Origin of the sequence: Micromonospora sp. DT62, from assembly GCF_049847285.1 — a bacterium.
GTDB lineage: Bacteria > Actinomycetota > Actinomycetes > Mycobacteriales > Micromonosporaceae > Micromonospora > Micromonospora reichwaldensis.
In genome coordinates this window covers 141,866-152,032 of record NZ_JBNCOB010000008.1, presented here as the reverse complement: position 1 = coordinate 152,032, position 10,167 = coordinate 141,866, and the positions used below count along the sequence as shown (strand labels likewise).

The following is a 10,167-nucleotide window of genomic DNA, read 5'->3' as shown; positions in this document are numbered from 1 at the left end:
CGGCGAGAACACCGCCTGGAACACCCGCGACTTCACCATCCAGACCAGCACCAACGGCACCTCCTGGACGACCACGACGAACATCACCGCCAACACGGCCAACACCACCACCCACGACATCTCCCCCACCCAGGCCAGATACGTCCGACTCAATGTCACCAAGGCCACCAGCACCTCCGACAACGCGGCCCGGATCTACGAGTTCGAGGCCTACGGCGGGCAGACCGCGACCGGGAACCTCGCGCTGGGCAGGGCGGCGACGGCCGACAGTTCCTGCTCGGCCACCGAGGGCCCGGCCAGGGCCGTGAACGGCAGCGTGTCCGGCGGGAACAGTGACAAGTGGTGTTCGACGGGCACCACCAAGTGGCTGCAGGTCGACCTGGGCACCACCCGCAGCGTGAACCGCTTCGTCGTACGCCACGCGGGCGCCGGCGGCGAGAACACCGCCTGGAACACCCGCGACTTCACCATCCAGACCAGCACCAACGGCACCTCCTGGACGACCACGACAAACGTCACCGCCAACACGGCCAACACCACCACCCACGACATCTCCCCCACCCAGGCCAGATACCTGCGACTCAACGTCACCAAGGCCACCAGCACCTCCGACAACGCGGCCCGGATCTACGAGTTCGAGGCCCACGGCCCCGCAGGCGACACCGGCCGCGTCACGCTCCTCGACGGGTCCCACCTCGACAACTTCGAGAGCACCAACGGCACCCCGGCCACGTGGCCGCTGGCCAAGGGCGGCGTGGAGGTCCTCGGCGGCGACATCCGCAGCCGGCGCGCTTTCGGTGACTTCCGGCTGCACGTCGAGTTCTGGCTGCCCAACCTCCCGCCGGACGTCACCGGCCAGGCCCGCGCCAACAGCGGGATCTACCTCCAGGACCGCTACGAGCTCCAGGTCCTGGACTCCTTCGGCGACACCACCCCGGCCAACGACGAGGGCGGCGCCATCTACGGCAAGATCGCGCCATCGGTCAACGCGGCCAGCGCACCGGAGACGTGGCAGACCTACGACGTCACCTTCCGGGCGGCCCGCTTCGACAGCGCCGGGGTCAAGACGGAGAACGCCCGGGTCACGGTCGTGTGGAACGGCGTCACCGTCCACGACAACGCGGTGATCAACGGGCCCACCGGCAACGGCGCCCCGGAGGGACCCTCGGTGGGGCCGATCCGGCTGCAGGACCACGGCGACCCGGGGCTCAACGTCCACTACCGCAACATCTGGGTCGAGCCGACGGGCTGACCGTACGCCCGGGGCAGGGCGACCCGCGCGGGTCGCCCTGCCCCGGCCCTCATCCCGCGCAGGCCTGAAGAACCCCCGTCCGTCGCACGGGCACCGCGCCCGCGCCGACCCGTCCACATCGGAGACGGCATGACACGTCGCGCCCGCATCCGCACCCTGCCGCTGGCGGCCGCCCTCACCCTGCTGGCCGCCCTGCTCACGCCGGTGTCCCCGGCCCGGGCGGCGCCCGCGAAGACGCCCCCGCTGACCACGCCGTGGACCAGCCAGGCCCTCACGGGCACGCCCCTGCCGGAATACCCCCGACCGCAGATGACCCGGCCCGACTGGCTCAACCTCAACGGCGAGTGGCAACTGCGTCAGTCCGCCACCGACGACGCCCCGCAGTTCGGCACGAACCTCCCCGAGCGGGTGAACGTGCCCTTCCCGGTGGAGAGCGCCCTGTCCGGCGTGCGGCGCGCCGCGAACGACAACCGCCACTACCTGTTCTACCGACGCACCTTCACCGTGCCGGCCGACTGGTCCGGCCGCCGGACCCTGCTGCACTTCGGGGCGGTCGACTGGCAGAGCACCGTGTGGGTCAACGGCGCCCAGGTCGGCGGGCACACCGGGGGCTACGACGCCTTCACGTTCGACGTCACGCCACATCTCGACGGCGGCACGAACGAGATCGTGGTGAAGGTGTGGGATCCGACGGACAGCCGGCAGAACGGCAGCCTGCCACCGATCGGCAAGCAGACCAGGACCCCGGGTGGGATCTTCTACACCCCCAGCTCCGGCATCTGGCAGACCGTCTGGTTGGAGCCGGTGCCGACCGCGTCGATCAGCGGCGTCGACGTGTATCCGAACCTGTCCACCAACACGCTACGGGTGCGGGTGTCCACCCGGGGCGACGTCACCGGACACAGCGTGCTGGCCGAGGCGCTGAACGGGAGCACGCTGGTCGGCTCGGCCACCGGCGGTTTCACCGACTTCAGCGTGCCGGTGCCGAACGCCCGCCGGTGGTCTCCGGACGATCCGTTCCTCTACGGCCTACGGGTGACGCTGCGCAACGCGGGCGGCGTTCAGACGGACCGGACGACGCACTACTTCGGCATGCGGGAGATCACCACCGGGATGGTCGGCGGGGTGCTGCGCCCGAAGCTCAACGGCCAGTTCGTGTTCCAGGTCGGCACCCTCGACCAGGGATACTGGCCGGACGGGCTGCACACCGCCCCCACCGACGCGGCACTCGCCTTCGACCTGCAGAAACACAAGGACCTCGGGTTCAACATGGTCCGGAAGCACATCAAGGTCGAACCGCAGCGGTGGTTCTACCACGCCGACCGCCTCGGCCTGCTGGTGTGGCAGGACGTCCCCTCGATGACCGCGCAGGACGTCGACGCCGACAACGCCCAGCAGGCCCAGTTCGAGGCCGAGGCGAGGGAGATCGTCGACGAACACCGCAGCTCCCCCTCAGTGGTCGCCTACACCGTCTACAACGAGGGGTGGGGCGAACGCGCGCTCGCCGACACCCGGCGGGTCGGCCAGAACGTGAAGAACCAGGACCCGACCCGGCTGGTGAACGTGCACAGCGGCCACAACTGCTGCCAGTCCCTCGGCGACCCGGGTAACGGGGACATCGACGACTGGCACATGTACCTCGGCCCCGCCTCGCCGAGCCCGTCGGCCTCCCGGGTCGCCGTACTCGGTGAGTTCGGCGGCCTGGGCCTGCGGACGCCGGGGCACGAGTACAGCCCCAACGGCAGCTTCTTCGCCTACGAGTGGCAGCCGAACTCCACCGCCCTCACCGACCGGTACGTGGGGCTGGTGCAGGGCACCCGGAACCTGATGCTCGGCAAGGGCCTCAGCGCCTCGGTCTACACCGAGATCACGGACGTCGAAGGCGAGCTGAACGGCTTCCTCACCTACGACCGCCGGATCGTCAAGATGGTCGAGTCCCGGGTCCGGGCGGCCAACCAGGCGCTCATCGACGCGTCCAGGTCGCTCGGCGACAACCAGCCGGTCGCGCTGCCGCTGAACACGCGCCGGTCGTTGCAGGTGACCACGCCCGGACACACGCAGAGGTACCTGCGGCACCAGGACAGCCTCGCCTACACCGAGGTCGTCGACTCGGGCAGCACGGCGCTGCTGAAGAACGACGCCACCTACACGATCCGGGCGGGGCTGGCCGACGCCAACTGCTACTCCTTCGAGTCGGTCAACTTCCCGGGGCAGTACCTCCGGCACGCCGCGTCCCGGGTCCGCAACTCGCCGAACGACGGCTCGGCGCTGATGCGCGCCGACGCCACCTGGTGCGCCCGCACCGGGCTGACCGGCGGCGGGGTCTCGCTGGAGTCGTACAACTTCCGGGGCTCGTTCCTGCGCCACTTCAACTCGGAGGTGTGGCTCAGCAACGGCGCCGGCGGCGCGGCGTACGACACGCCCACCCTCTGGAGCGCGGACAGCACCTGGAACGTCGCCGCGCCCTGGGCGCCGTGAGGACCGGACCGCGAGCCGGCGCCCAGGTCGGTCAGGTGGCGGTGGATCCGGGCACCGCCGCCCGCATCCCGGTCGGGCCGGGCACGTGGCCGGGCCGAGGGCGCCGTCGCGTCGGCGGGAGGCAGGATGGGCGGGTGACTGCCCCCACCCGCCCGCCGTCGGCCGTCCTGGACGCGGTGCTCGAACGGTTGACCTACGTCAACGAGGAGACCGGCTACACCGTCGCCCGGGTGGCCACCGGTCACGGCAGCGACCTGCTCACGGTGGTCGGTGCGCTGCTGGGAGCCCAGCCGGGGGAAAGCCTGCGCCTGTCCGGGCGGTGGTCGTCGCACCCGCAGTACGGCCGGCAGTTCGAGGTGCACTCGTACACGACCGTCCTGCCGGCCACGATCCAGGGCATCCGCCGTTACCTCGGTTCCGGGCTGGTCAAGGGCATCGGTCCGGTGTTCGCCGAGCGGATCGTCGCCCACTTCGGCCTCGACACCCTCCGCGTGATCGAGGAGGAGCCCGCCCGCCTGGTCGAGGTGCCCGGCCTGGGACCGAAACGCACCGCGAAGATCACCGCGGCGTGGGAGGAGCAGAAGGCCATCAAGGAGGTGATGGTCTTCCTCCAGGGCGTCGGCGTGTCCACCTCCCTGGCCGTCCGGATCTTCAAGCAGTACGGCGACGCCTCCATCACGGTGGTCCGCAACGAGCCGTACCGGCTGGCGGCCGACGTGTGGGGCATCGGCTTCAGGACCGCCGACACCATCGCCCAGGCCGTCGGGATCCCGCACGACAGCCCCCAGCGGGTCAAGGCCGGCCTGCAGTACACCCTGTCCGAGGCCACCGACAACGGGCACTGCTACCTGCCCGACGGTCAGTTGGTCGCCGACGCCACCAAGATCCTCGACGTGCCCGCCGACCTCGTCACCGCCTGCCTGGACGGGCTCGTCAACGAGGAGGGGGTGGTCCGCGAGACGCTGCCCGGCCCGGACGGCGAGCCGACGGCGGCGGTCTACCTGGTGCCGTTCCACCGCGCCGAGCAGTCCCTCGCCGGATCCCTGCTGCGGCTGCTGCGCGACCGCGCCGACCGGCTGCCCCACTTCACCGGCGTCGACTGGGGCAGGGCGCTGGCCTGGTTGAAGGCCCGCACCGGCACCGACCTCGCCCCCGAGCAGGAACAGGCCGTCCGCCTCGCCCTCACCTCCAGGGTCGCCGTGCTGACCGGTGGCCCCGGCTGCGGCAAGAGCTTCACCGTACGCTCGATCGTCGAACTCGCCGCCGCGAAGAAGGCCAAGGTCACCCTCGTCGCGCCGACGGGCCGCGCCGCCAAGCGGCTGTCGGAGCTGACCGGGCACCCGGCGGCCACCGTGCACCGGCTGTTGCAGCTGCGCCCCGGCGGGGAGGCCAGCCACGACCGGGACAATCCCCTCGACGTCGACCTGCTCGTCGTCGACGAGGCCTCCATGCTCGACCTCATCCTGGCCAACAAGCTCGTCAAGGCCGTCCCGCCCGGCGCGCACCTGCTGCTCGTCGGCGACGTCGACCAGCTCCCCTCCGTCGGCGCCGGCGAGGTCCTGCGGGACCTGCTCGCCGCCCCGGCCGTCCCCCGGGTCCGCCTGACGCAGGTCTTCCGCCAGGCCGCGGAGTCCGGGGTCGTCACCAACGCCCACCGCATCAACGCCGGCAGGCCGCCGCTGCTCCAGGGCCTCAGCGACTTCTTCCTGTTCGCCAGCGACGACACCGACGCCACCGCCGCCCTGACCGTCGACGTCGCCTGCGCCCGGATCCCCGCCCGCTTCGGCCTCGACCCGCGCCGCGACGTCCAGGTCCTCACCCCCATGCACCGCGGCCCGGCCGGCGCGGCGGCCCTGAACTCGCTGCTCCAGCAGCGGCTCACCCCGGCATGCGAGGGGCAACCCGAGCGCCGCCTGGGCGGACGGGTGTTCCGCGTCGGCGACAAGGTCACCCAGATCCGCAACAACTACGACAAGGGCCAGGCCGGCGTCTTCAACGGCACCGTCGGCATCGTCACCGCTCTCAGCACCGACGAGCAGACCCTGACGGTACGCACCGACGAGGACGAGAGCATCGACTACGACTTCGACGAACTCGACGAGCTGGCCCACGCGTACGCCATGACGATCCACCGCTCGCAGGGCTCCGAGTATCCCGCCGTGGTCATCCCGCTGACCACCAGCGCCTGGATGATGCTGCAACGCAACCTGCTCTACACCGCCGTCACCCGCGCCAAGAAGCTCGTCGTCCTGGTCGGTTCCCGCCGCGCCCTCGCCGCCGCCGTCCGTACCGTCGGGGCCGGGCGTCGCCACACCGCCCTCGACCACCGCCTCGCCTGAGCACTGGCTGCCGGCGAACCGCAGGAGGAGTTTGATCGTGCAGGTACAGCCGTTGGTCGAACGACGGGCACACCAGCTCGGCGACGTGGGCCGGCGATGGCTCGCCCGGCTACCAACGCTGATCGCCGAGCTGGAACGCCGGTGGCACATCACCGTCGGCGCTCCCCTGGCCGGCGGAACCGCGGCGTACGTCGCCCGGGCCCGTACGGCGGACGGTCGCGACGCCGTACTCAAGCTGGTCCTACCCGATCCGGACCTGACCCGCCAGGTGCCGACCATGGTCGAGGCGCGCGGCCACGGGTACGCCCGGCTGTTCGCGCACAACATCGAGCGGAACGCGATGCTGATCGAGGCTCTCGGGCCGTCCCTGAGCCAGCTGGGCACACCTGTCGAACAGACCATCGAGGTGCTCTGCCGCACGCTGCGCCAGGCCTGGCGAACGGCGCCGTGGCCGGAGCTCACCGCCGCCCCGACGCTGGACAAGGCCCGCCAGCTCAGCGAGTTGGTCGGCCGACTCTGGGAGGGCCTCGGCCAGCCCTGCCCGGAGCGTGTCGTCGCCCGGGCCCTGCATTTCGCCGAGCAGCGCTGCGCCGCCGCCGACCCGCAGCGGTACGTCGTCGTGCACGGCGACCCGCACCCCGGCAACGCCTTGCGGGTGCCGACGCCGCGGACGGGGGCCGAGTCCGGATTCGTTTTCATCGACCCGGACGGCTTCCTCGGAGACCGCGCCTACGACCTCGGCGTCGTGCTGCGCGACTGGTGTGCGCAGCTGTCGGCCGGCGACGCCCGCGGCACCGCGCGACGGTACTGTCGGCCCCTGGCCGGACACACCGGCGTCGACGAGGCCGCCATCTGGCAGTGGGGCTTCTTGGAGCGGGTCTCCACCGGCCTGTTCCTCATGCAGCTCGGAGACGTCGCGCAGGCGCGGTCCTTCCTCGCCACCGCCGAGGCCCTCGTCGCCGAGAACGTGCCGTGACGGCTCAGCCCCGCGGCCGCGCCCCGGTTACGGCGGTCGGTGTGGGGCGCAGCGCCGCCAGCTGGATCTGCAACGCCAGCCGCGTGCGCGGCGAGTCGAGGTCCACGGCGACGACCTCGGTGAGGCGACGTAACCGGTACCGGAGCGTGTTGGGGTGCACGTGCAGCTGCCGGGCGGCCCGCTGTGGGTCGCCCTGCTGGTCGAGCCAGGCGGCGACGGTGGCGACGTAGTCGGTGCCGTGCTCCCGGTCGTGGGCCACGAGGCCGGGCAGGGGGCCGCCCACCAGCAGGTCGATGCCCGGCACGGCGCCGACCACCCGGTGCACGACCAGCTCCGCCCAGTGGTCCTCGAACCGCAGCACCGGGCCCCGCTGCCCGGTCGGACCGCGCAACGCGAGCAGCTCCGCCGCCTCGGCGCGCGAGCGCGGCAGGTCCGCCAGGTTCCGGGCGACACCGCCGGACGCGGCGTACAGACCCGGGTCCTGCACGGCGACGTCGTGGATCAGCTTCTCCATCCACCGCCGCGAACCGGGCGCGGCGCCCTCGTCCACCAGGACGGCGAACAGGACGTCCCCGACGTCCGCGAGCAGCGGCTGGCGCCAGCCGTGCCGGCGGGTGATCGACTCCCACAGGGCGAGGTTGTCGACCATCTCCCCCGTCCCGCCGTGCGCGCCGAGGGCGACGACCCGCCACGGCCCCTCGGGCAGGGCCAGCTCCTCCCGACCCAGCCCGCCGGGGGCCCGCAGGACCGCCCGCAGGCGGTCGGCCGACACCCGGCGCGCGACGTCGGCCTGCACGCGCAGGCGGAGCAGGTGCAGGGCCAGCACGGACGCCGTGCCCTGGAGGTCGCGCAGCCGCCCCTCCGGCACCGGGCCCTCGACGACGGCCCAGATCGAGCCGAGCAGCTCGCCGCCGGCGCGGATCGGGACGACGAGGCGGGGCAACGTCCCGTCCGGGCCCTGCGGTACGAAGATCAGCTCGCTGCCCGTCGCGAGCTTGCGGAAGACGCCACGGGAACGGAAGTGGGCGATCACGTTGCCGGGGGCGCGACGGCCGACGATCGTCGACACGCGCGCCGGGTCGGTGCGGTCCTGGCGCGACGAGTAGGCGAGCACCCGGGACTGGGCGTCCTCGATCGTCACCGGCGCGTCGACGACGGCGGCGGTCGCGTCGGCGAGGGCGAACAGCTCGTCGTAGACGCCGGGCTCCCCGGTCTCCGGCGAGCCGGGCGCGACGGCCCGGTCGATCATCCCGCGGAGCAGCCAGACGAGCTGGGCCCAGGAGCCGTGACGTTGAAGCTCGACCAGGGTCAGGCGCCGTTCGGCGGCGGCCGACGTCACGTCGGGGTGCGCGGCCAGCGGAGGCTTGAGCACCAGGCCGGCCGCCCCGGCCTCCTGGCAGCGCGCGACGACGGCGAGGGCCTGTTCCGGGGTCGCGATGCCCGCGCCGAGGACGAGGTCACCGCTCTGGCCGGTCGTGGCGTCGTCGGCGAGGGTGACGTCGCGTACCTCCGCCTCGTCGGCGGGGACGACGACCTTGAGCAACGCGGCGCCGGCCGCGTCCACCACGCCAGCCACGGTGAGCATGCCGCGATTGTGCCCCGATCTTGTCCGGCAGGGCCAATGACCTGGGCGATCCTTGGCCGGAACGGACAATGACCTTCCGGCCCGGTGGGGACAGGATTGGCCGCGATCCCTGTCGCGCCCGAAGGAGAAGACGACATGTCCCCCGTCGAGTCAGTGCCCGCCCCCCAGCACGTCGCCGTCGTCGGCGCGGGGATGGTCGGGCTGGCCACCGCCTGGTTCCTGCAGGAGCGGGGGGTCCGGGTCACCGTGCTCGACCGTACGGGGGTCGCGGCGGGGGCGTCGTGGGGCAACGCGGGCTGGCTCACCCCCGGCATCACCACTCCCCTGCCGGAGCCGGCGGTGCTGCGGTACGGGGTGCGCGCCGTGCTGAGCCCGTCCTCGCCGGTCTACGTGCCGCCGCGCGCGGACGCCCGGTTGCTGCGGTTCCTGGCCGGCTTCGCGCGGCACAGCACGGCGTCGAAGTGGCAGCGCGCGATGCGGGCCCTCATCCCGATGAACCGGCGGGCGCTGGAGGCGTTCGACGCGCTGACCGCCGGTGGGGTCGCGGCGCCGACGCACGAGGCGAAGTCGTTCCTCGCCGCGTACCGGACCGAGGCCGAACGGTCGGTCCTGCTCGACGAACTGGCGCACATCCACTCCGCGGGCCAGGGGATCGAGTTCGACGTCCTCACCGGGGCCGAGGCACGGGAGGTGGAGCCCTCGCTGTCGGACACGATCGGCGCCGCCATCCGCCTGCACGACCAGCGCTACGTCAACCCGGGCCAGTACGTGCACGCCCTGGCCGACTCGGTCCGCGCGCGGGGCGGAGCGGTCAGGGCCGACGTGGACGTCCTGGACATCCGCGACGAGGCGGCCGGTGTCCGGGTGGTGACCTCCGCCGGCACCGACGAGCGCTACGACGCGGTGGTGCTGGCGACCGGCACCTGGCTCGGCCAGCTGGCCCGGCGCTTCGGCGTCCGCACCGTCGTGCAGGCCGGCCGCGGCTACAGCTTCAGCGTCGCCATCGAGCACCTGCCGGCCGGCCCGGTCTACTTCCCCGCGCAGCGCGTGGCCTGCACGCCGCTGGGCGACCGGCTGCGCGTCGCCGGCATGATGGAGTTCCGCAGCGCCGAGGCGCCGCTGGACCGGCGCCGCGTCTCGGCCATCGCCGAGGCCGCCCGCCCGCTGCTGCGGGGCGCCGACCTGGACACCCGCACCGACGAGTGGGTCGGCTCGCGGCCCTGCACCCCGGACGGCCTGCCCCTGATCGGGCGGACCAGGTCGCCGCGCGTCTTCGCCGCCGGCGGCCACGGCATGTGGGGCATCACCCTCGGCCCGCTCACCGGCGAGCTGCTCGCCGAGCAGATCACCGGCGGTGGGCAGCCCGTCGAGCTGCGCCCGTTCGACCCGCTGCGCTGACGGGCGACCGCCCGGGGTCGAGGAGCGGCCGGCGCGGCGTGCGTCGGATGACGCCGATGACGTTTCGTACCCAGCTCCATGACAGTTGTATGAAGAAGCTGTGGAAGTGACCGGGAGTGGTTTCGCCGCCCTTCCGGCG

At 72.7% G+C, this 10,167-nt stretch carries 6 protein-coding genes; 5 read left to right on the top strand and 1 reads right to left on the bottom strand.

Annotated features, from left to right (window positions below):
- From ACPXCB_RS14740 to ACPXCB_RS14725, 4 genes are all read left to right on the top strand, one after another.
- Positions 1 to 1,252, top strand: a 1,252-nt coding sequence (locus tag ACPXCB_RS14740) for a family 16 glycoside hydrolase (RefSeq protein ID WP_425875722.1), incomplete at its 5' end; no start/stop codon positions are given.
- A 129-nt stretch (positions 1,253 to 1,381) separates the two neighbouring features.
- Positions 1,382 to 3,730: an AbfB domain-containing protein gene (locus ACPXCB_RS14735; protein WP_425875720.1), complete on the top strand. Its 2,349-nt coding sequence runs from the start codon at positions 1,382 to 1,384 to the stop codon at positions 3,728 to 3,730.
- A 134-nt stretch (positions 3,731 to 3,864) separates the two neighbouring features.
- A complete protein-coding gene (gene recD2 / locus ACPXCB_RS14730) occupies positions 3,865 to 6,069 on the top strand; it encodes an SF1B family DNA helicase RecD2 (RefSeq protein ID WP_425875718.1) in 2,205 nt (734 codons plus the stop codon).
- A gap of 37 nt (positions 6,070 to 6,106) precedes the next feature.
- Positions 6,107 to 7,045: an aminoglycoside phosphotransferase family protein gene (locus ACPXCB_RS14725; RefSeq protein ID WP_425875716.1), complete on the top strand. Its 939-nt coding sequence runs from the start codon at positions 6,107 to 6,109 to the stop codon at positions 7,043 to 7,045.
- A 4-nt stretch (positions 7,046 to 7,049) separates the two neighbouring features.
- On the opposite strand, the gene ACPXCB_RS14720 is transcribed toward ACPXCB_RS14725, so the two are convergent.
- Positions 7,050 to 8,630: a helix-turn-helix domain-containing protein gene (locus ACPXCB_RS14720; RefSeq protein ID WP_425875714.1), complete on the bottom strand. Its 1,581-nt coding sequence runs from the start codon at positions 8,628 to 8,630 to the stop codon at positions 7,050 to 7,052.
- Positions 8,631 to 8,765: 135 nt separating this feature from the next.
- Here ACPXCB_RS14720 and ACPXCB_RS14715 point away from each other — a divergent pair, with 135 nt between their 5' ends.
- Positions 8,766 to 10,028 (top strand): NAD(P)/FAD-dependent oxidoreductase, encoded by a 1,263-nt coding sequence (locus tag ACPXCB_RS14715; protein ID WP_425875712.1) that lies wholly within the window; start codon positions 8,766 to 8,768, stop codon positions 10,026 to 10,028.
- Positions 10,029 to 10,167 lie beyond the last annotated feature (139 nt).

What these genes read in the sequence shown, in the direction of transcription:
- ACPXCB_RS14720 (WP_425875714.1), bottom strand. Translation starts at nt 8,630, where the DNA reads ATGCTCACCGTGGCTGGCGTGGTGGACGCGGCCGGCGCCGCGTTGCTC.
- ACPXCB_RS14735 (WP_425875720.1), top strand. Translation starts at nt 1,382, where the DNA reads ATGACACGTCGCGCCCGCATCCGCACCCTGCCGCTGGCGGCCGCCCTC.
- ACPXCB_RS14715 (WP_425875712.1), top strand. Translation starts at nt 8,766, where the DNA reads ATGTCCCCCGTCGAGTCAGTGCCCGCCCCCCAGCACGTCGCCGTCGTC.